This window comes from Frigoribacterium sp. PhB160, from assembly GCF_003751785.1.
Lineage (GTDB): Bacteria > Actinomycetota > Actinomycetes > Actinomycetales > Microbacteriaceae > Frigoribacterium.
In genome coordinates, this window is record NZ_RKIE01000001.1 from 496,541 (window position 1) to 515,666 (window position 19,126).

The 19,126-nt window shown below is 75.3% G+C and carries 24 protein-coding genes; 16 read left to right on the forward strand and 8 right to left on the reverse strand.

The window, feature by feature from the left end:
• Positions 1 to 206 precede the first annotated feature (206 nt).
• Positions 207 to 380, forward strand: coding sequence for an antitoxin (locus EDF38_RS02350; protein ID WP_123353780.1), 174 nt, complete (start codon positions 207 to 209; stop codon positions 378 to 380).
• Between the two features lie 94 nt (positions 381 to 474).
• On the opposite strand, the gene EDF38_RS02355 is transcribed toward EDF38_RS02350, so the two are convergent.
• A complete protein-coding gene (locus tag EDF38_RS02355) occupies positions 475 to 1,743 on the reverse strand; it encodes an MFS transporter (RefSeq protein WP_123353781.1) in 1,269 nt (422 codons plus the stop codon).
• On the reverse strand, positions 1,740 to 2,270 hold the full coding sequence (locus tag EDF38_RS02360; RefSeq protein WP_123354966.1) for a helix-turn-helix domain-containing protein: 531 nt from the start codon (positions 2,268 to 2,270) through the stop codon (positions 1,740 to 1,742). Before EDF38_RS02360 ends, EDF38_RS02355 begins: the two co-directional genes overlap by 4 nt.
• A gap of 181 nt (positions 2,271 to 2,451) precedes the next feature.
• Here EDF38_RS02360 and EDF38_RS02365 point away from each other — a divergent pair, with 181 nt between their 5' ends.
• Positions 2,452 to 2,928: a MaoC family dehydratase gene (locus tag EDF38_RS02365; RefSeq protein ID WP_199734556.1), complete on the forward strand. Its 477-nt coding sequence runs from the start codon at positions 2,452 to 2,454 to the stop codon at positions 2,926 to 2,928.
• A 98-nt stretch (positions 2,929 to 3,026) separates the two neighbouring features.
• Here EDF38_RS02365 and EDF38_RS02370 read toward each other — a convergent pair whose 3' ends face one another.
• Positions 3,027 to 3,539, reverse strand: a complete 513-nt coding sequence (locus EDF38_RS02370; protein WP_123353783.1) for a DUF6578 domain-containing protein — start codon at positions 3,537 to 3,539, stop codon at positions 3,027 to 3,029.
• A gap of 186 nt (positions 3,540 to 3,725) precedes the next feature.
• Between EDF38_RS02370 and EDF38_RS02375 the strand changes: the two genes are divergently transcribed.
• From EDF38_RS02375 to EDF38_RS02390, 4 genes are all read left to right on the forward strand, one after another.
• Positions 3,726 to 4,157 carry a LexA family transcriptional regulator gene (locus EDF38_RS02375; RefSeq protein WP_148061433.1) on the forward strand — a complete coding sequence of 144 codons (432 nt, stop codon included), beginning with the start codon at positions 3,726 to 3,728 and terminating at the stop codon, positions 4,155 to 4,157.
• Positions 4,150 to 5,541, forward strand: coding sequence for a Y-family DNA polymerase (locus EDF38_RS02380; RefSeq protein ID WP_123353784.1), 1,392 nt, complete (start codon positions 4,150 to 4,152; stop codon positions 5,539 to 5,541). The genes EDF38_RS02375 and EDF38_RS02380 overlap by 8 nt, the downstream gene beginning before the upstream one ends.
• Positions 5,542 to 5,934: 393 nt before the next feature.
• Complete coding sequence (locus tag EDF38_RS02385) at positions 5,935 to 6,468, forward strand: PadR family transcriptional regulator (protein WP_233572147.1); 534 nt, start codon at positions 5,935 to 5,937, stop codon at positions 6,466 to 6,468.
• 5 nt (positions 6,469 to 6,473) lie between these two features.
• Complete coding sequence (locus EDF38_RS02390) at positions 6,474 to 8,186, forward strand: AarF/ABC1/UbiB kinase family protein (protein ID WP_123353785.1); 1,713 nt, start codon at positions 6,474 to 6,476, stop codon at positions 8,184 to 8,186.
• On the opposite strand, the gene EDF38_RS02395 is transcribed toward EDF38_RS02390, so the two are convergent.
• On the reverse strand, positions 8,183 to 9,070 hold the full coding sequence (locus tag EDF38_RS02395) for a serine hydrolase (protein ID WP_123353786.1): 888 nt from the start codon (positions 9,068 to 9,070) through the stop codon (positions 8,183 to 8,185). The genes EDF38_RS02390 and EDF38_RS02395 overlap by 4 nt on opposite strands.
• Before the next feature lie 161 nt (positions 9,071 to 9,231).
• Between EDF38_RS02395 and EDF38_RS02400 the strand changes: the two genes are divergently transcribed.
• A complete protein-coding gene (locus EDF38_RS02400) occupies positions 9,232 to 10,512 on the forward strand; it encodes a polysaccharide pyruvyl transferase family protein (RefSeq protein ID WP_123353787.1) in 1,281 nt (426 codons plus the stop codon).
• Positions 10,513 to 10,569: 57 nt separating this feature from the next.
• Here the strand turns inward: EDF38_RS02400 and EDF38_RS02405 are convergent, their stop codons facing one another.
• The 3 genes from EDF38_RS02405 to EDF38_RS02415 are packed head-to-tail and all read right to left on the reverse strand — an operon-like array spanning position 10,570 to position 12,193.
• Positions 10,570 to 11,010, reverse strand: a complete 441-nt coding sequence (locus EDF38_RS02405) for a hypothetical protein (protein WP_123353788.1) — start codon at positions 11,008 to 11,010, stop codon at positions 10,570 to 10,572.
• Entirely contained in the window at positions 11,007 to 11,663 is a 657-nt protein-coding gene (locus tag EDF38_RS02410; RefSeq protein WP_123353789.1) for an Asp23/Gls24 family envelope stress response protein, read from the reverse strand. The genes EDF38_RS02405 and EDF38_RS02410 overlap by 4 nt, the downstream gene beginning before the upstream one ends.
• The gene (locus EDF38_RS02415; protein WP_233572148.1) at positions 11,654 to 12,193 is read right to left on the reverse strand and encodes an RNA polymerase sigma factor; all 540 of its coding nucleotides are present in this window, start codon (positions 12,191 to 12,193) and stop codon (positions 11,654 to 11,656) included. The genes EDF38_RS02410 and EDF38_RS02415 overlap by 10 nt, the downstream gene beginning before the upstream one ends.
• Positions 12,194 to 12,420: 227 nt before the next feature.
• On the opposite strand from EDF38_RS02415, the gene EDF38_RS02420 reads away from it, so the two are divergent.
• The 8 genes from EDF38_RS02420 to EDF38_RS02455 all read left to right on the forward strand — a co-directional run bounded on the left by EDF38_RS02420 (position 12,421) and on the right by EDF38_RS02455 (position 17,402).
• Entirely contained in the window at positions 12,421 to 13,503 is a 1,083-nt protein-coding gene (locus EDF38_RS02420; RefSeq protein WP_148061434.1) for a helix-turn-helix transcriptional regulator, read from the forward strand.
• Positions 13,504 to 13,615: 112 nt separating this feature from the next.
• Positions 13,616 to 14,050, forward strand: coding sequence for an Asp23/Gls24 family envelope stress response protein (locus EDF38_RS02425; protein WP_123353791.1), 435 nt, complete (start codon positions 13,616 to 13,618; stop codon positions 14,048 to 14,050).
• A complete protein-coding gene (locus EDF38_RS02430) occupies positions 14,047 to 14,235 on the forward strand; it encodes a DUF2273 domain-containing protein (protein WP_123353792.1) in 189 nt (62 codons plus the stop codon). Before EDF38_RS02425 ends, EDF38_RS02430 begins: the two co-directional genes overlap by 4 nt.
• Entirely contained in the window at positions 14,232 to 14,591 is a 360-nt protein-coding gene (locus EDF38_RS02435) for a hypothetical protein (protein WP_233572151.1), read from the forward strand. Before EDF38_RS02430 ends, EDF38_RS02435 begins: the two co-directional genes overlap by 4 nt.
• Positions 14,588 to 15,169: a DUF6286 domain-containing protein gene (locus EDF38_RS02440; RefSeq protein ID WP_123353793.1), complete on the forward strand. Its 582-nt coding sequence runs from the start codon at positions 14,588 to 14,590 to the stop codon at positions 15,167 to 15,169. Before EDF38_RS02435 ends, EDF38_RS02440 begins: the two co-directional genes overlap by 4 nt.
• Positions 15,166 to 15,771 (forward strand): hypothetical protein, encoded by a 606-nt coding sequence (locus tag EDF38_RS02445; RefSeq protein WP_123353794.1) that lies wholly within the window; start codon positions 15,166 to 15,168, stop codon positions 15,769 to 15,771. The genes EDF38_RS02440 and EDF38_RS02445 overlap by 4 nt, the downstream gene beginning before the upstream one ends.
• Before the next feature lie 197 nt (positions 15,772 to 15,968).
• Entirely contained in the window at positions 15,969 to 16,964 is a 996-nt protein-coding gene (locus tag EDF38_RS02450) for an Asp23/Gls24 family envelope stress response protein (RefSeq protein ID WP_123353795.1), read from the forward strand.
• 24 nt (positions 16,965 to 16,988) lie between these two features.
• Entirely contained in the window at positions 16,989 to 17,402 is a 414-nt protein-coding gene (locus EDF38_RS02455) for a hypothetical protein (protein ID WP_123353796.1), read from the forward strand.
• 22 nt (positions 17,403 to 17,424) lie between these two features.
• Here the strand turns inward: EDF38_RS02455 and aztA are convergent, their stop codons facing one another.
• On the reverse strand, positions 17,425 to 18,087 hold the full coding sequence (gene aztA / locus EDF38_RS02460; protein WP_123353797.1) for a zinc ABC transporter ATP-binding protein AztA: 663 nt from the start codon (positions 18,085 to 18,087) through the stop codon (positions 17,425 to 17,427).
• Between the two features lie 56 nt (positions 18,088 to 18,143).
• On the opposite strand from aztA, the gene aztB reads away from it, so the two are divergent.
• The gene (gene aztB / locus EDF38_RS02465) at positions 18,144 to 19,118 is read left to right on the forward strand and encodes a zinc ABC transporter permease AztB (RefSeq protein ID WP_233572152.1); all 975 of its coding nucleotides are present in this window, start codon (positions 18,144 to 18,146) and stop codon (positions 19,116 to 19,118) included.
• The last annotated feature ends 8 nt before the right edge of the window (positions 19,119 to 19,126 follow it).

Below are 19,126 nucleotides of genomic sequence, written 5' to 3' on the forward strand. Positions count from 1 at the left end.
TCCGGGTCGGGCCAGGTCGGCTCGACCTTAGCCGCCCCCGCCTCGCCCGCGCCGCGCGTCCCGGACCCGTGCCGGCACGTCGGGCGGAGGCCGCGCCCGCCCGGGCCAGGCTGGGACCTCCCTGGGCGCCGCGGACGCGAGCGGTCCGACAGGAGTGGTGTGGTGGCGGCCCGCGTCGGCGGGCCACCGACGAGAGGACGACCGACATGGGTCTCATGGACAAGGCGAAGGCCGCGCTCGACAGCGACAAGGGCGAGAGGGCCACCGACACGGGCATCGACAAGATCGAGGAGCTCGCCTCGAAGAAGACCGGCGGCGGGCACGACGAGCAGATCCGCAAGGCCGGCGAGGCCGTCGACAAGAAGCTCGGCACGAACTGACTCGACTCCCGACACCCCCGATCCTGCACGGCGCCCCTGGTTCTCGGGGTGCATCGCCGGACCGGGGGGTGTCGCACTGTCCGGGGGTCGACGGTCAGGTCCTGACGCGTGGTGCGGCGGGCAGCGTGAGGGTGCGGACGCTCCGCGTCGACACCGCGACGGCCGTCGCCGCGACGATGACGACCGAGCAGGCGACGAGGGTCGGCCCCGTGCCGACCGCGTGTGCTGCCGGCCCCACGAGCACCTCGCCCAGCGGCACCGCGACGAACGAGCCGACCATGTCGTACGAGTAGACGCGCGAGAGGGCCTCGCGCGGCACGGCCGTCTGCAGCGACTGGTCCCAGGTGATCGCGAAGACCTCGAGCGCGACGCCGCCGAGGGCGAACGCCGCGAGCAGCACGGGCAGGGTCGGCAGCAGACCGAGCGCCGCCACGGGCACGGCGGTCAGCGCCATCGTCCCCACGCCGACGGCCAGGGCCCGGCGGGGGCGCCAGCGCAGCGCGACCACCGCCCCGACGACGAGGCCGACGGTCTGCGCCGCGACGACGAGCCCCCAGGCGGCCCGCCCGAACGAGGCGTCGGCGACCACGGGCCCGAGCACGGTCGTCGCGCCGACGAAGGCGGCGTTGAGCACCATGAACTGGACGACGACGATCCACACCCACCGTCGGCTGCGGAACTCGTCCCAGCCCTCGCGCAGGTCGGCGACGACCGAGGCGCGCGGGCCGGTCGGCGACGCCGTCCGCGGCAGTCGCAGCCGGGAGAAGAGCAGCCCGGCGAGGGCGAACCCGGCGGCGTCGACGGCGAGCCCCCACCCGGGCCCGACGAGCGCGACGACCCCGGCCCCGGCCGACGCCCCGACGACCGTGCCGCCGTTGAGGCCGAGCCGCAGCAGCGCGTTCGCCGGTCGCAGCAGCTCGGTCGGGACCGTGTCGGGCACGAGCGCGGCGGCCGCCGGCAGGCTGACGGCCGCCACCGCGCCGTTCAGCACGCCCAGGACGACGAGCGACGGGACGGTCGCCGTGCCGGTGACGACGAGCGCGGCGACGACGGCCTGGGTCGCGGCCGCGGCGAGCGACGTGCCGACCAGCACGACGTCGCGCGGCAGCCGGTCGGCGACGACGCCGCCGAGCAGCAGCACCGCGACGTTCGCGACCGACCGCGCCGCGACGACGAGGCCGAGGTCGGCGGCGGAGCCCGTCAGGTCGAGCACCGCGAAGGCCAGGGCGATCGGGGCGACGGCGTTGCCGAGGACGCTCGTCGTCCGTGCGGCCAGCAGCCACCGGAACGTGCGGTGCCGCAGCGGTCCGGGTGCGTGACGAGCGGCGGCGACCGGCGACGCGCCTCCGGCGGGCCCGGTCACGGTCGTCGCAGCGGGAACAGAGCCGCGGTCATCGAGACGGGCCGGGTGCCGGGCGTGCGCGGGGCCCGTGCGGCGGCGTGGAGGGCCGCCGACGCCTGCCCGACGTGCCGCACCACGCTGCGCCAGGTCTCGGGGTCGACCCAGAGCTCTGCGTCGGTGCTCGTCTGCGGGCCGTCGGCGCGCAGGGCCGAGCGGCGCCGCAGCTCGTCGGCGAGGGCGTCGACGAACAGCTCGCGGTCGTCGGCCTCCGCCCGGGACGAGGAGGCGCGGGGCGCGTCCACCCGGAACGGCCGCGCCGACGAGGCGTGCCGGTACCGCTTCGCCTCGCCGCCGCGCAGGCGCACCGTCTCGACGACCTCGACGAGCCCCGCCCTCTCGAGCACACGCAGGTGGTAGCTGGCGCTGGCCTGCGAGCAGCCGAGCTCGCGGCCGGCCTCGGCGGCGCTCGCCGGGAGGCCGGTGAGCAGCGAGAGGAGGCGCAGCCGGAGCGGGTGGGCGGTGGCGCGGAGTTCGTCGAGAGAGGACACGAGGGCCATGCTGACCGCCGCACGCCGCCACCGTCGAATGGGTCTTTGGGGGTCGTGGAGGCCCGTGTCGCACCCCCTGTCCGGCGCTGCACCCCCGGGCCTGAGGGTGCGACGCCGGTCCGGGGGTGCGGCGCAGGCCGTGCGGGCGCCTGGCGGCCGCCTGAGGGTACGGTCGTCCTCCGTGCCTTCCTTCACCGAGACCCCGCTCGCCGACCGATGGTTCGAGGACTACGTCCCCGGCGCCGGCGGCACCTTCGGCCCGGCGGAGGTGACGGAGGCCGAGATCGTGGCCTTCGCGACGCGGTTCGACCCGCACACGATGCACGTCGACCCCGAGGCGTCGCGCACCGGCGACTTCGGCGGCCTCATCGCCAGCGGGTGGCACACGACGGCCGTGATGATGCGCCTCATGGTCGACCACTTCCTCAACGAGGCGGCGAGCGTCGCCTCGCCGGGCGTCGACGAGCTGCGCTGGCACCTTCCCGTGCGGCCGGGCGACCTGCTGCGGGCGCGGTTCCTCGTGGTGTCGGCGCGCGCCTCCTCGTCGAGGCCCGACCGGGGCCTGGTGCGCACGCGCATCGAGCTGCTCAACCAGCGCGACGAGGTCGTCATGTCGCAGCTGATGATGAACCTCATCCGCCGCCGGCCGGAGGCGTGACGTCGCGTCGCGTCACGTTCTGCGCACGGCGTCGCGTCGTCTCGTGACGCGACGCGCAGGGCGTGACGCGAGACGGGTGCACCGCCGCCGCCGGGTCGTCAGCCGCGCGGCGTGACGGTCGCCCGCCGCAGCCGCACCACCCAGCCCACGAGCCGGCCTGCGTGCCCCCGCCGCTCGTCGGTCGAGAGCACCTCGTGCCCGACCGCGCCGCCGGGGACGGGCGACAGCTGCCTCCGGCCCTCCTCGTCGAGGGTCGGCTCGAACGCCGTCGACACCTGGTCGAGGCGCGAGACGCGCCCGGTCACCGTCATCGTCCCCGAGCGACCCGTCGCGTCCGCGTCCGTGTCCCGGTCGAGCCGCACCGGCCGCCGCCCGGCGAACAGCAGCTCGACCCAGGCCTGGTCGGCGGGCACCACGACCCACTCCACGGTCTCGCTCACCCACGCGACGAAGGCGTCCTCCGCGACCTGCCACTCCGAGAGCCAGACGTCCACGTCGCCCGCACCGGCCGGAGGCGCGGTGTCCGCCTCCTCCACGACCACCGGTCCCCGGGGCGCCCGCGCCTCGTACGAGCCGGCGTAGTGCGTCCGCGGCTGGTCGTCGTCGCTCATCGGTCCCTCCCCGGGTGTCGAGCGCACCACGGTACGGCAGCCCGGGCCCGCCGCCGCCCGGCGGCAGTGTCGGAGGCATGACGTATCGTCCTCGGCGGGAGGCCTGGTGGACGACGACGGAGAGCCATGCGCGCGTGATGACGCGCGCCTCCTCGTCGAGCCTCGAGCACGCCTCGGGGGCTCGCGGTGACCGCCGTCGTCGGCCCCGTCGGGGGAGAGGAGCGGCCCGACCACCTCCTGCCGCAGCAGGCGTCGGAGGCCGTCCACGCCGGCTTCCCGTCGCCCGCGCAGGGCTACTACAACGGGCCGGTCGACCTCAACCGGCACCTCATGCGCGACCCGACGGCGACGTTCCTCGTGCGGGTGAGCGGCGACAGCATGACCGGGGCCGGCATCTTCGACGGCGACGAGCTCGTCGTCGACCGCGGGCTCGACGCGCACGACGGCCACGTCGTCGTGGCGGTCGTCAACGCCGAGCTCACGGTCAAGCGCCTGTCGTGGCGCGACGGCCTGATGGTGCTCAGCCCCGAGAACCCGGCCTACCCCGAGATCGTCCTCTCCGAGCTCGACGAGGCGACCGTCTGGGGCGTCGTGACGAGGTGCCTGCATCGTGTCTGAGCCCGCCCGGCCCGGGCCCGCGCCGACCGGGCGCACGGCGACCGGGCGCACGCCGTCCGCGCGCATGCCGTCCGGGCGCACGCCGTCCGAGGCCCGTCAGACCGAGCGCAGCATCGCGATCGTCGACGCCAACAACTTCTACGTCTCGTGCGAGCGGGTCTTCGACCCCTCCCTCGAGGGCAGGCCCGTGGTCGTCCTGTCGAACAACGACGGCTGCGTCATCGCACGCTCGCAAGAGGCCAAGGCGCTCAACGTCGACATGGCGGCGCCCTGGCACAGCATCGCGCCGATCGCGGCGATGCAGGGCGTCGTCGCGGTGTCGAGCAACTACGAGCTCTACGGCGACATGTCCGCCCGCTCGGCCGAGATCCTCAGCCGCTACACGAGCGAGCAAGAGGTCTACTCGATCGACGAGTCGTTCATCGAGCTGACCGGCACGCTCGACGAGACGATCGCCCAGGCCCGCGAGATCCGCCGGGCCATGCGCAAGCTGATCGGGCTGCCGGTCAGCATCGGCATCGCGCCGACCAAGACACTGGCCAAGCTCGCGAACCGCGGCTCGAAGCAGAACCCCGCCCTGGGAGGCGTCTGTCACCTCGGCAGCTACGCCCCGACCCAGCAGACGGCGATCCTCGCGAGCGTCGACGTGGGCGACGTCTGGGGCATCGGCCGACGCACCGCGAAGAAGCTCGCGCCGCTCGGCGTCCACACCGCGGCGGACCTCCGCGACGCCGACGCGGCGCTCGTCCGGAAGCGCTTCGGCGTCGTCCAGGCCCGCGTCGTGCACGAGCTCCGCGGAGTCGACTGCCTGCCGATCGAGCAGGTCCAGCCCGAGCGCGAGCAGATCTACCACTCGCGGTCGTTCGCCGTGCCCATCACCACCGTGACCGAGCTGGAGGAGGTGCTGTCGGTCTACACGCAGCGGGCCGCCGCCCGGTTGCGGAAGCAGGGCTCGCTGACGCGCCTGATGCGGTGCTTCGCCGCGACCTCGCCGTTCTCCGACACCGCCGGGCACACGAACCACTCGGTGTCGGTCGCGTTCCCCGAGCCCACCGACGACGCGACGACCCTCTACCGCGCGGCCATCGCCGCGCTCGGGCCGCAGCTCGAGCCCGACAAGCGCTACGTCCGGGCCGGGGTGACGCTGATGGAGCTCACGCCGCGTGACGAGCACGCGAGCCTCGACGTCTTCGACGAGGCCGCCGCCGCACCGCCGGCCTACGGCGCCGTGATCGACCGCATCGCCGGCAAGTTCGGCGAGGACACCCTGGGGCTCGGCGTCGCCGGCCTCCGCCACCGACGCGGCTGGTCGATGAAGCGCGACATGGTCTCGCCCCGAGCGACCACCCACTGGGACGAGCTCGCGACGGTCAAGGCGACCTAGCGACCCGCGACCTGGCGACCTGGCGACCTGGCGACCTAGCGACCTGGCGACGGGCGACCTGGCGACCCGACGACGCGACGACCCGGCGGCGCAGCGACCGGGCGACCCGTCCACCTCGCGGGTCCGATGCGCCGGTCGCATACCGCGCCTCCGCGTGCGTCGACGACTCAGGAGCATCCGTCGTCGTCGTTCGCCCCGGCGCCCAGGCCCGGGCGCCCGCGACGAGATGTCCTGAGTCGTCGACGGGGCCGCGCGGCCGACCCCGGGGGCCATCACCGAGCCTGGGTGCCGGCCCCGGGCGGCGTCGGTGGCCGGGTATATCGTTCGGGCATCGTTCGGCCCCCGCCAGGAGGCCGGTCGCACCCCTCAGTCCGACCCCGTCAGGAGACCATCATGGGCAACTCGCACGCACCGACACCCTTCGGCGTCGACCTCGAGGGGATGTGGCAGGCCATGGACCAGCTGCGGTCCACCTTCGACCGTCGCGACGGCTCCCGCGCCCCGCGCGGCGAGGTCCGCGCCGCGATCCTCGCGCTGCTCTCCGAGCGGCCGATGCACGGGTACCAGATCATCCACGAGATCGACGAGCGCAGCGGCGGCGACTGGAAGCCGAGCGCCGGCTCCGTCTACCCGACCCTCCAGCTGCTCGCCGACGAGGGCCTCATCTCGGCGGAGGAGACGGACGGGCGCAAGGTCTGGTCGCTGACCGACACCGGCCGTGCCGCGGCGGGCGTCGACCCGGCCGCCTCGTGGACGGCCCCGCGCTCCGGCGGCGACCGCCGGACGGCCCTGCCGAAGGCCGGCGTCGAGCTGGCCCGCGCGACGGCCCAGGTCGGCCGCACCGGCACCTCCGCCCAGGTCGACGAGGCGGTGGCGGTGCTCGACGAGGCCCGTCGCCGCATCTACTCGATCCTCGCCCGAGACTGACGCGGGTGGCGTCGCCCCGTCTCGACGAGGCCAGCTCCGCGGTGCGCGACCCCGCCGGTCGTGCCCGCTACCGGCGGATCCTGCGGTTCGCCTCACGGCACCTCGCCGTGACCTGGTGGTTCGAGCTCGTGCTGCCGCGCCTCGGCCTCCGGTGGGTGGCCGAGCGCACGCGCGCCCGGCGCATGCAGCGCTTCGCCCGCGGCTTCCACGCGCTCGCGCTCGACCTCGGCGGCCTGATGATCAAGGTCGGCCAGTACCTGTCGTCGCGCCTCGACGTCCTGCCGCCCGAGATCACGAAGGAGCTGGAGGGCCTGCAGGACGAGGTCACGCCGGTCCCGTTCCCCGAGATCCGGGCGCTGGCCGAGGCCGAGCTCGGCGTGCCCCTCGGCGAGGTCTTCGCCTCCGTCTCGCCCGAGCCGATCGCCGCCGCCTCGCTCGGGCAGGCGCACCGGGCCGTCCTCGGTCCCGTCGACTCGGCCGACACCGGCCTCGTCGACGTCGTGCTCAAGGTGCAGCGCCCGGGCATCGACCGGATCGTCGACGTCGACCTCGCCGCCCTCCGCAAGGTGGGCGGCTGGCTCAGCCACGTGCGGCTCGTCTCCGACCGCGTCGACGCCCCGGCGCTCGTCGAGGAGTTCGCCCGCACGAGCCTGGAGGAGATCGACTACCTGCACGAGGCCGCGAGCTCGGCCCGCTTCGCGGCCGACTTCGACTGCGACGACCGCGTCGGCGTGCCCGACGTCGTGTGGGAGCGCTCGACCCGGCGCGTGCTCGTACTCGAGGACGTCTCGGCGATCAAGATCACCGACGTCGACGGCCTCCGCGCAGCGGGCATCGACCCGGTCGACGTGGCACCGGTCTTCGCCGCCGTCATGTTCGACCAGCTCTTCTCGAACGGCTTCTTCCACGCCGACCCGCACCCCGGCAACATCTTCGTGACCCCGGTCGCCGCGGCCGAGGGCGAGCGCCCCTGGCGACTCACATTCATCGACTTCGGCATGATGGGCGAGGTGCCGACCGGCACCCGCAACGGCCTGCGCCAGCTGCTCATCGCCGCCGCCAGCCGCGACGGCAGCGGCATGGTCGGCGCGATGCGCGACCTCGGCGTGCTGCTGCCGACCGCCGACACGATCGAGCTCGAGCGGGCCGTCACGGCGACCTTCGCCCGCTTCGGCGGCATGGGCTTCGCCGAGCTCCGCGAGGTCGACCCGCGCGAGTACCGCGAGTTCGCCGGCCAGTTCGGCGACCTCATCCGGTCGCTGCCGTTCCAGCTGCCCGACGACTTCCTGCTCGTGCTCCGCGCGGTGACGCTCACCTCCGGCGTCTCGAGCGCGCTCGACCCCGTCTTCAACCTGTGGGACTCCGTCGAGCCCTACGCCGCGCAGCTCGTCCGCGACGAGCGCGGCAACGCCGTGCAGGACGTCGTCCGGCGGGCGACCGACGCCGCCGGGGTCGCGGTGCGCCTCCCGGGCCGGCTCGACCACCTCGTCTCGCGCCTCGAGGACGGCACGCTCGAGGTCGGCAGCCCGCGCATCGAGCGCCAGCTGACGGGCATCCGCCGGGCGGTGCGCCGCGTCGTGTCGGCCGTGCTCTTCGCGGGGCTGCTGGTCGCCGGCGCCGTGCTCCGCGTCGGCGACGACGTGCTCGGCACCTGGCTGATCGCCGTGTCGGCGCTGCCCCTGCTGCACGCGCTCTTCGCGGGCCGCCGCACGCCCTAGTCGGAGGGCGGCCGCCCCGGCGACGCGAGCAGGTCCGCGACGGTGCGGGTCAGCGCGTCGGCGCCGAGGTGGTCGTCGGCCGTGACCGTGACGACGGCGTCGCCGCCGAAGACCAGCAGCTGGCCGTAGGCGCCGTGCAGGCGCCAGGCATCGCCGGGTCCGTCCCAGCCTGCGAGGGCGTAGCCCCGGTATCCCTCGTTCTGCCCCGAGACGACCCAGTCGGAATGCATGGCGTCGACGATGCCGGCGGGCACGAGCTGGCGGTCGCCCCACCGCCCGCGGTCCCGCACCAGCCGGCCGAGGCGGGAGAGCTCGGCGGTCGTGAGCCAGAGGCCGCCCGCGCCGACGAGGTGGCCGAGCGGGCAGCGCTCCCACGTCGGGTCGTCGATGCCGAGCGGGTCGAAGAGGCGGGGCCGCAGGTACTCGGCCACGTCGCCGACCCGCGTCGCCAGGGCGCGCATCGCCGTGTACGTGCTCGCGGTCGAGTACTGGAAGACGCGCCCGCGCGACGGCCGCGACAGGAACTCGAGGGCGAGGTCGGGCCAGTCGGTCATGATCGTCTCCGACCAGGGCAGGTCGACGCCGCTCGACATCGACAGCAGGTGCCGCATCGTGATCGCGTCGACGCCGGGCCCGGGCCGGGCGCCCGCCACGAGCGGAGCCACGGGCTCGTCGAGCGAGAGGAGGCCTTCCTCGGCCGCGAGGCCCGCGGCCAGCACGCAGACGCCCTTCGCGACCGAGTGCACGTCGCGCCGCTCGTCGGCCCGCCAGAGGTGCCCCGCCTCGTCGTCGTCGCCGACGAGCACGTGCAGCCCGTGGGCCCCGAACCCGGAGGCGCCCACCGAGCGCACGATCTCGTCACGGAGGTGCTCGGCACGGGTCATGCCCGCCAGTCTCCCGCGTCGCCGCCCGGCGACCTGACCCGTCGCGCGGCGAGCCCGCACGCACGACGAGGTCGCCCGCGTCCGCTACCGTCGAGGAGGCGCGGCCCGGCTCGCGCTCTCCCCCCACCCGTCGACGGCCCCCCCAGGCCCGGAGGTCCCCCGTGCGCACACTCGTCATCGGAGACGTCGGCGTCGTCGACGACATGATCCACATCGGCGACGAGGCCATGACCGAGGAGCTCGTGACGCAGCTCCGACAGCGTCGCGTCGACGCCGTCACGGTCGTCTCGTCCGCCCCCGACGAGACGGCGGCCCGCTACGGCGTCGACGCCGTCCGCCCGATCGGCTTCGCCCCCGCCGGCCTGGCGGCGCTCGGCACGGTCGCGAGCGGCCGCGACGGGCAGGTCGAGCGGCAGCAGCGCGTCGTCGAGGCCGCCGAGGGCAGCCGCACGTCCCTCCCGCACGACGACCCCGCCCGTGCGCTGATCGAGGCGGTGCGCGAGTCCGACGCCGTCGTGGTCGCGGGCGGCGGCAACATGGCGTCGCGCTGGGCGCTCCACGTCTTCGAGCGCTCGACGATCGGCCGGGTCGCCGCGGTCGTCGGCCGCCCCCTGGTCGTCACCGGCCAGACGATCGGGCCCGACCTCGTCGCCGACGACGAGCGCCTCGTCTCGGGGCTGCTCCGCGACGCCCGGCTCTTCGGCGTCCGCGAGGGCGCCTCGCTGTCGCTCATGCGGCGCGTGGCCGACGACACGCAGCCCGGGCTCGCGCGGCGCGTGGCGCAGAACGTCGACGACGCGACCTTCCTCGGGGCGGAGGACGTGCCTCCGGCGGTCCCGGCCCCACGGTCGACCCTCGTCGCGGCGGACGACGCCGCGTACTGCGCGGTGAGCCTGTCGACGCACGTCGGCGACGCCGACCGGGGCCAGGTCGTCACCGCCCTCGCCCGCCTGCTCGACTCGGTCGCCGACGAGACCGGCCTCGAGATCGCGTTCCTCGCGCACTGGGCCTCGGTGCACGAGGGCGACGAGCGCGGCGACTCCGTGCTGCACCGCCGCGTGATCGACGCGATGACGGCCTCGCGCGTGCGGATCGAGCCGACCACCGACTCCGTCGCCGCCGCCCGCTTCGCCCGGGGGGCCGCCCTGCACCTCACCAGCCGGTACCACCCCGCGGTCTTCGCCGTCGCCGGGGGAGTGCCCACGGTCGGCATGTCCGTCGACGGCTACACGCGCGTGAAGCTCACGGGTGCGCTCGGTGCCTTCGGGCAGACGAGCGTCGTGCCGGTCGAGTCGGTCGTGCTCGGCAGCGCGGTGCGGGCCGTGCGGTCGGCCTGGCTCGACGCCGGCACGACGCGGGCCGCGTGGGAGGCTCGGGTCGGCTCGGTCCGCGCCGCCTCCGTCGGCTGGTGGGACCGCGTCGCCGAGGAGCTCGGGGCCTGAGCCGCACGGCCGCCCGGGCGGGGCTCGGGGCCTGGGCCCCGCGCCGGCCGGGGCAGGTCACGCCGCCGGGGCGGCCGACTCCCGTCGTTCCTCGACGAGGCGGGCCGTCACGCTGACGACGACCTCGGTCGGCGCGCCGTCGGGATCGCCCGGGCCGCCGCCCGGCCGGGCGACGGCGCGGTCCGCCACGTGCTCGCGCAGCGCCGCGGCCGCCCGGGCCAACGTCTCGGGCGTCGGCTGCGCGAGGTCGGTGGCGACGTGGGCCGCGACCGACAGCAGCCCCTCCGAGCGGTCGACGTCGACGAGCCCCGGCGCCTCGCGCAGGTCGAGCTCCGCGGCGACGACCTTCACGGCCGCCTCCACGACGGGGTGGGCGTCGAAGACGTCGACCACGCCCGGCACCCCGCGCAGCAGGCGGGTGAGCTCGCGCGACAAGGTCGCGTCGGTGGGCTGCTCGGGGGCCGTGCCCTCGGTCGCCCTGGTCTCCTGGTCGGTCATCGCGCGCCTCCCTCGAGGTCCGGGTCGACGTCGCTCGCCAGCCACACGTCGTCGACGGTGACGTCGACCGCGGTGACGGCGAGCCGGGTGTGGGTGGCCAGCGCGGCCACGACCTGCCCGCGCAGCCCGTCGGCCAGCCGCTGCAGGTCGAGCCCGTAGCGGGCCGCGATCGTCACGCGGACCACGACCGGCGCCCCGGGCACGTCGACGTCGCCGTCGAACGTGGTCGAGGTGAGGATCACGCCGTCGAGCGCGTCGCCGGCCCGGCGCACGAGGCCGCGGGCGGCCGCCTCGGTGACGCTGAGCACGGTGCGGGGGTCGGGGTGGCCGACGGGGATGTCGCGTCCGCCCACGACCTCGCCGCGGATCGTCTCGAGCAGCCCCGCGATCCAGGCCTCGTCGCGGTCGGGCTCGCGCTCGGCCTCCTGCTCGAGGGAGGCGCGGGACAGGGGCGCGAGCCGCTCCAGCGCCTGCAGGGCGAGCCGGCAGTCGGCGGACCCCTCGATCCGCGGGTCGCGGGGCGTCCGACCGCGCTCGAGGTAGTCGGCGAGGTCGTCGAGGGTGAACCCGTCGATCGTCTCGGCGGGGGCGGCGCCGGGCAGGTCGCCGGGGTCGCCGGGGGGCGGTGCGGAGTCGACGGGGGTCATCGCCATGCCTCCATCTCGGTCATCAGGAAGGATCGGGCGCGGGCGAGCTGCCCGCGCACCGTCGAGAGGGGCAGGCCCAGGGCCTCGGAGATCTCGGCGTACGAGTACCCGGCGGTCTCGCGCAGCAGCCAGCACCGGCGCTGCTCGAGGGGGAGCTTGTCGAGGGCGGTCCACATCGCGTCGACCTGGAGGCGCGCCTCCACCACGCGGTCCGGCGCCTGCGACCGCGGGGCGGCGGGCTCGCGCTCGTCGACGTCGTCGTGGTCACGTCGCACCCGCAGCCGGTCGATGCTCCGGTTGCTCACGATGCGCATCAGCCAGGCGCGCAGGTGGGCGGGCTCCTCGAGGTCGCCGAGCCGACGCCAGGCCGTGAGGAAGGCCTCCTGCACGACGTCGTCGGTCTCGAGGTCGGAGCCGAGGAGGCGCCCCGCGAACACGCGCATCAGCGGGCCGTGCCGTCGGGCCAGGACCTCGAAGGCGTGCACGTCGCCGTCGCGCGCCCGGACGGCGAGGGTGCCGTCGGTGGCGTCGAGCAACGGGTCGTCGTCGATCTCGGCCTCCAGGGTCGCGCGGTGAGCGGACGGCGGTCCGCATGAGTCGTGACTACCACGCGGCGACGGGCCGGGGGCGGTCGCTGGCCGTTCCCGGCAGGACGCCGTCGCCCGGCCTCCGACGGATCCGTGACGAAACCGGCCCGAAGCTCGTCCTGCAGTCGGCGTGGTCGTCCCGACGGAGGACGAGCGCCGCGAGAGGACCGAGCACCATGAGCACGTACCAGTCGTCCGGCGAGGAACCGACCGGGGTCGCGACCGCGGAGGCCGGGGACCGGCCGGGAGCCGGCGAGGCACCGACCACGGCCGAGCGCTTCCGGCTCTCCGGCACCGACCTCGACGAGGCGTGCGCCCGCTACCAGGAGATCTGGCGCGGCCGCGACTTCCGGGGCGAGCCGGTCGGGTCGGCGTTCTCCTACCGCTACGCCAGCGCGGGCGACGAGCGGATGACGCTCCGCACCTCGACGTTCTCGGGCCGGATCGGCGGGGAGGTGCCCTGGCTGGGGGAGTACGTCGTGAGCTGGTTCCGCGAGGGCTCGGGGGCCGTGCGGCACCGGAGGGGACGCCAGGCGAGCCGCGCCTCCGACCCGTTCACCCTGCCGCCCGAGCTGCCCTTCGACCTCGCGGTCGAGCCGCACGTGCTCAATCTCGTGCACGTCGCGCCGGGCTTCCTCGAGGACACGGCGACCGAGCTGCACGGCGGGCCCTCGCAGCTCGTCGTCTTCGACCACACGGCCGAGCCGCAGCCCGCCGCCGTCGAGACGTGGCGCCGGGCGGTCTCGGTCGCGACGCCGGCCGTCGTCGACCCGGAGGGGTCGCCGCTGCTCCGACTCGACGCCCAGCTGCTGCTGGCGCGGGCGATGCTGCAGCTCGTGCCGTGGCGGCCGATGGACGTGCCCCGCGCGGTCCGGGCCGAGCGGGGCGGCAAGCTCCGCGACGCCGTCGACTTCGTGCACGAGCACGCCCACGAGCCCATCACGCCGGCCGACGTGGCCCGCGCGGCCGGCATGCACACCCGCACCCTCCAGCAGCTGCTGTCGTCGCGCCTCGGGACGTCGCCCGCCGCCTACGTGCGGCAGGTGCGGCTCGACCGCGTCGAGGCCGAGCTGGTGCGGAGCCGACCGGGCGAGGTGCGTGTCTCGGACGTCGCCACGCGGTGGGGCTTCGGCAACCTGGGGCGCTTCTCCGCGGCCTACGCGGCGCGGTTCGGGGAGCAGCCCCGGGAGACCCTGGCGAGGCAGCGGGGTACAGATGGCCGCAAAGTGAGCGGCGCCGGGACGAAAGCTGACAGCTGACTGATCGACCATGACCTTCGGGGGGGTCGATGCGTCTGAATGATGAGTCCCACCAACCGGGAACTCGCACCACGGCCCCGTGGCGCACCACTCGCACTCAAGGAGACACACCATGACCAACGTCGCCCCCACCTCGACGAACGCCGCCGCCAAGCACACCAGCGACGCGGCCGGCAAGAACACCATCGCCGAGGGCGTCGTCTCGAAGGTCGCCGGCATCGCGGCCCGTGAGGTCCCCGGCGTCCACGACCTCGGCAACGGCGCCGCCCGTGCCATCGGCGCGATCCGCAACGCCATCAACCAGCAGGACCGCGGCCAGGGCGTCTCGGTCGAGGTCGGCGAGAAGCAGGTCGCGGCCGACATCGTCATCGTCGCCGAGTACCCCGTCGAGCTGCAGAAGGTCGCCGACGACGTCCGTCGCTCGGTCACCGACGCCATCTCGCAGGTCGTCGGCATGGAGGTCACCGAGGTCAACGTGACCGTCTCCGACGTGTTCATCCCCTCGGACGACGCCGACGACGACGCTGACGACAGCCGCGTCCAGTGACCACGACCACGACAGGCATGGCCGTCGGGGCGGTCCTCGCCCTCACGGCCCTCGCGTTCGGCTTCTGGGCCATGATCCTGGTGGCCCTGGCCATCGCGATCGGCTTCGGCGTCGGCCGCGTGCTCGAGGGCAAGCTCGACGTGCGCGGCGTCGCCGACGCTCTCCGCGGGCGGCGGTCGTCGTGACCGCGGCGGTGATGGCCGACCGGGCCCTCCACGGCCGCAACAAGATCACGTCGCGCGCGGTGCGTCGGGTCGTGTCGGCCGTCACCGCGGACGCGCTCGACGTCGATGCGTCCGACGTGTCGGTCGAGCTGGCCGACCACGACGGAGCACTGACCGTCGTCGCCCGCACCCCCATCCGCGTCGCCCCCCTGGGCGACGGCGGGCGGGAGCGCGGCACCCTCCTGGAGCGCCTCACGGCGGCCCAGACCACCATCCGGCAGCGGGTCCTCCAGCTGACCGGCTCCACCGTCGAGCGCGTCGACCTCCGCGTCACCGCAGCCGACATGCGCGAGAAGAAGAAGAAGAGGGTCCAGTGAGCACCTCGTCGCTGTACAAGCGCATCCTCCGACGCGAGACGCACTCGTCCCGCTCGGGGATCGCGATCACGCTCGCCGTGCTGCTGATCCTCGTGTTCGCGTGGATCGGCACCGAGTCGGTCATCGCGGCCGTCGGCGGACAGGCCCTCCTGGTCGCCCCGGTCGACGCCGCCTCGGCGACGCTCGACGCCGCCTCCGCGCCCGTCGGCGTCCTCACGGCCGTCGGCGTCGTCGTCGCGATCATCGGCGTCGTGCTGATCGTCGTCGCCCTCGCACCGGGTCGTCGCGGTCGTCGTGCCGGCCCCGCGGGAGACCGCGCCGCCGCCGTCGTCGACGACCGGGTCATCGCCCGCTCGCTCGCCCGCACCGCCAGCTACGCCGGCGACGTCGACCCCGACCAGGTGAGCGTCAGCGTCGGCAAGCGCCAGGCGCTCGTCGAGGTGACCCGCACGTCGGGCCGCTCGGCCGACCTCCGCAGCATCGAGGAGGCCGTCCGCGACGAGCTCGACGGCTACGACTACCGACCCGCCCTGCGCCCCCGCGTGGTGCTGTCGAAGAAGGGGACGGTGGGCGCATGAACGCCACCAACCGTGCACTGAACCGCCTGCTCGTGCTCGTCGTCGGCCTGGTCCTCCTGGCCGCCGGCGGAGCCGTCGCCGTCGGGGCGCTCCTGCCCGACGTGCAGCAGACCGTCTCAGGTGCCGCCTCGGACGCCTCCGGGCCGACCTCCGACGCCCTGTCGGGCGACCAGCCCTGGATCCTCTGGGTCGTCGCCGTGGCCTGCCTCGTGCTCATCGCGCTCCTCGTGTGGTTCGCGCTCCGCCAGGGCGGGGGCCGCACCGGCACCCTGCTCGAGCTGAGCGAGGGCAAGGGCGCCGGGTCGCCCACCGGCGGCCACCTGGTCGTCGACGCGAAGGTCGCCGAGCAGATGCTCGAGGAGGCGCTGAGCGACACCGCAGGCATCGTCTCGGTCGACGTCACCGCCTTCCGCGTCAAGCGTCAGACGGTCCTCCGCGTGACGGCGAACGCCCGCAAGGGAGCCTCGCCGCTCGACGTCCGCGAGGCCGTCGACCGCGCGATCGAGGCGTGGGACGCGCTGCTCGGCACGGAGACCCCGGTCGTCGTGCAGATCAACGGCGGGCTGCGCACGCAGCTCTCCGGCGCGACCCGCCTCGACTGACGCAGCCCTGCCCGGGCGAGGACGTCGAGGACGCCTCCCCGCCCTGATCCACCCCGCGACGGCCCTCGACCTCTGCCGAGGACGAGGGCCGTCGTCGTGTCCGCCGGCCGCCATCCGGCCGCGGCCCCCGACGACCCGCCGGCCTCTCGGCACCCGCACACCAGACAGACCCCGATCGCCCGAGGAAGGGCTCGAGAATGACCTCCAACGCCACGCACCACGTCACTCCCATCGACCTGGGGGCCGTCGGCCAGCCCGACGCCTCGTCGCCCGAGGCCGCCCTCGAGCGGGCCATCGCCGTCACCGTGCTCGGCACGACCGGCGTCCACGCGCTCGGCACCCCCGTCGCCCGGGCCGTCGGCGCCCTCCGCTCGCGCCTCGGCGCCGGCGGGGTGACCGGCGTCACCATCACGCGGACGACCGGAGGCGTCGTGGTCGACGTCGCGCTCGTCGCGGAGTACCCGACGAACGTCACCGAGCTCGCCGAGACGGTCCGCACGCAGGTCGGCCACGCGGTCGCCCAGCTCGACGCCGACGGGGTCACCGTCGACGTCATGGTCACCGACGTGCACGGGCCGTTCGACGAGGCCGACGAGCTGAAGGAGGCGCAGGAGAAGGAAGAGAAGGAGCGGGCGAAGGAGGAGAAGCGCCGCGAGAAGGAGGAGAAGCGGGCCGCCGCGGAGCGCGAGGCCGCCGAGCGCGACGCTGCCGAGCGCGACGCCGCCGCCGCGACTGCTGACTCCGCTTCCAGTTCCGGTTCCGGCGACGACGGCCAAGACCTCGGCGACCGCGCCCGTGGCCTCGCCGACTCGGCCGCGAACGCCATCGCCGACGCCATCGACGGCACCGCCGACGCCGTGGACGGCGCCGTCGACCGAGCCCGCGACGCCCGTGACCGCGCGGACGACGACCGTCCGGCCGTCGGCCACGACGACGCCGCGGACGCCGAGCGCACCGAGGACGCCCGTCCGGCCGCCGCCGCACAGGCGGACGGTCCCGTGGACGAGCGCGACGACGCCGCCGAGGTGGCCGCGCACGCCGCCGACGCCGCAGCCTCCGCCGCCGAGGCCGCGGCCCGTGCGGCCGAGGCCGCCGCGGAGGCCGCCGACGCCGCCCGCGACCCGGAGCCGGAGCACGAGGGCGACCGCCCCGTCGAGGCGACCGGGCCGGTCGACCCGACCCGCGCCTCCTAGGCCCGGACGAGACGGAGGACGACGATGTTCGGACGTGGACGAGCGACGAGCTCCCGCCGGCCCCGCGCCCGCGCGGTGTGGTGGGCCCTCGGCACCGGCGTGGTGCTGTGCCTCGTGATCGTGGGCGGGGTGTTCCTGCCGATCCTCGGACTGATCGGGGCGGCCGACGCCGGCACGGCCGGGGCGCTCGACGTGCCGGTCGGCTCGATCGCCGGGGCCGCCGTGATCGGGTTCCTGCTCGCGCTGGCCTTCCTGGCGCTGATCCTCGTCACGCGGAACGGCGCGCTGGCCTGGATCCTCGCCGTCGCGGCGATCGTGTCGACGCTGCTCGTGTCGGTGTGGCCGCTGCCGGCCGTCGCCTTCGCGGGCGTCGACCAGGTGCAGGACGTCATCCCGTTCATCCAGGACCTGATCAGCAAGTACTGGCCCGGGTCGTAGCCCGCCGGAGGCGCGGGCCGGCTCAGGCCACCCGCCTCCCGTCGACGAGGTGAACCACGTCCACCCCCGCACCGCGCAGGGTGGCGTCGTGCGTCGCCTCGACCACGGTCGCGCCGCGGGCGAGCTCCGCCGACACCGCCGCGCGGATCAGCGCCGTCGCCGCCGCGTCGACCCCCGCCGTCGGCTCGTCGAGCAGCAGCAGCTCGGCGCGCCGGGCGAGGCCCTGCGCGACGAGCACCCGCTGGCGCTGACCGCCGGACAGGTCGGCGAGCGGCCGGCGGGCCAGGTGCCCGACGTCGAGCGCCTCGAGGCTCTCGGCGACGACGACCCGGTCGGCCCGTCGCAGCGGCCGCCACGCGCCGCGCTCGGCCCAGCGCCCCATCTCGACCGTCTCCCGCACCGTGATCGGCAGCCGGTCGGTCACCGCCGAGCGTTGCACGACGATCGCCGTCGCGGTGCGCCCCCGGGGCCGCGTGACCGACCCGGTCACGTCGTCGTGGGTGCCGGCGAGCACGCTGAGCAGCGTCGACTTGCCCGACCCGTTGGGGCCGACGAGCACGGTCAGCCGAGCTGACCGCACCTCGAGCGACACGCCCGAGAGGGCCTCGGTGCCGTCGTGGCGTGCGGTGACGTCGTCGAGCCGCGCCGCCGCGGCGGGCCGGGGGAGGGTCGGGTCCTGGTCCATGTCTCCACCCTATCGAGAACGCTAACGATATTCGTTCTCATGTAGGGTCGACGCTCGTGACCGTCCCCCTCCGCCCTCCGCTGCTCGTCGACGCCCTCCGAGTCGCACTCGTCGAGCCGTTCGCCTCCGACTTCCTCGTCCGGGCGCTCGCGGGCGGCGTCCTGGTCGCGGCCGTCTGCGGAGTGGTCGGCACCTGGGTGGTCATCCGCGGGATGGCCTTCCTCGGCGAGGCGATGGCGCACGGCGTGCTGCCCGGCGTCGCGACGGCGGCCCTGCTCGGCCTGCCGCCCGTGCTCGGGGCCGCCGTGAGCGCCAGCGTCATGACCGCCGGCGTCGGCCTCGCCTCCCGCCGGTCGCGGGTCTCGCCCGACACCGCGATCGGCCTGCTCTACGTCGCCCTGCTCAGCCTCGGCGTCGTCGTCGTGTCGCGCTCCCGCTCGTTCGCCACCGACCTCACCGCCGTGCTCTTCGGCGACGTGCTCGCGGTCGACGCGGCCGACCTCGCCTTCCTCGCGGCGGCCCTGTTCGTCGCGGTCGCGGCGGTGGCGGCGTTCCACCGCCCGTTCGTCGCGCTCGCCTTCGACCCCCGCGTGGCCCGCACCTCGGGGCTCCGGCCGCACCTCGCGCAGGTCGTGCTCGTCGGGCTCGTGACCCTCGTCGTCGTCGCGTCGTACCAGGCCGTCGGGAGCCTCCTCGTCGTCAGCCTGCTGCTCGGCCCCGCCGTCGCCGCCGGCCACTGGATGCGCCGCATCCCCACGACCATGGCCCTCGCCGCCGCCGTCGGGGCCGTCGCCGTCCTCGTCGGCCTGCTCGTCTCGTGGCACGCCTCGACCGCCGCCGGCGCGACCGTCGCGTTCGTCGCGGTGGCGCTGACCGCGGTGTCGGCGGCGTGCCGGGGAGCGGTGACGCGCCTCCGGCACGCCGCCCCGCCCGCGGGCACCGCGCCTGACGCGGCCGCCTCTGCCCCTGTCCCTGCCGTGCCCGCCGTGCCTGTCGTGCCCGCCCTCCCGAAGGAGTCGATCCACCCGTGACCCGCCCT

Bases quoted from the DNA above. Each gene is read 5' to 3' on its own strand.
- EDF38_RS02350 (WP_123353780.1), top strand. From the start codon at position 207: ATGGGTCTCATGGACAAGGCGAAGGCCGCGCTCGACAGCGACAAGGGC.
- EDF38_RS02370 (WP_123353783.1), bottom strand. From the start codon at position 3,539: ATGAGCGACGACGACCAGCCGCGGACGCACTACGCCGGCTCGTACGAG.
- EDF38_RS02385 (WP_233572147.1), top strand. From the start codon at position 5,935: ATGGGCAACTCGCACGCACCGACACCCTTCGGCGTCGACCTCGAGGGG.
- EDF38_RS02395 (WP_123353786.1), bottom strand. From the start codon at position 9,070: ATGACCCGTGCCGAGCACCTCCGTGACGAGATCGTGCGCTCGGTGGGC.
- EDF38_RS02405 (WP_123353788.1), bottom strand. From the start codon at position 11,010: ATGACCGACCAGGAGACCAGGGCGACCGAGGGCACGGCCCCCGAGCAG.
- EDF38_RS02410 (WP_123353789.1), bottom strand. From the start codon at position 11,663: ATGGCGATGACCCCCGTCGACTCCGCACCGCCCCCCGGCGACCCCGGC.
- EDF38_RS02420 (WP_148061434.1), top strand. From the start codon at position 12,421: ATGAGCACGTACCAGTCGTCCGGCGAGGAACCGACCGGGGTCGCGACC.
- EDF38_RS02425 (WP_123353791.1), top strand. From the start codon at position 13,616: ATGACCAACGTCGCCCCCACCTCGACGAACGCCGCCGCCAAGCACACC.
- EDF38_RS02445 (WP_123353794.1), top strand. From the start codon at position 15,166: ATGAACGCCACCAACCGTGCACTGAACCGCCTGCTCGTGCTCGTCGTC.
- EDF38_RS02450 (WP_123353795.1), top strand. From the start codon at position 15,969: ATGACCTCCAACGCCACGCACCACGTCACTCCCATCGACCTGGGGGCC.
- EDF38_RS02455 (WP_123353796.1), top strand. From the start codon at position 16,989: ATGTTCGGACGTGGACGAGCGACGAGCTCCCGCCGGCCCCGCGCCCGC.
- aztA (WP_123353797.1), bottom strand. From the start codon at position 18,087: ATGGACCAGGACCCGACCCTCCCCCGGCCCGCCGCGGCGGCGCGGCTC.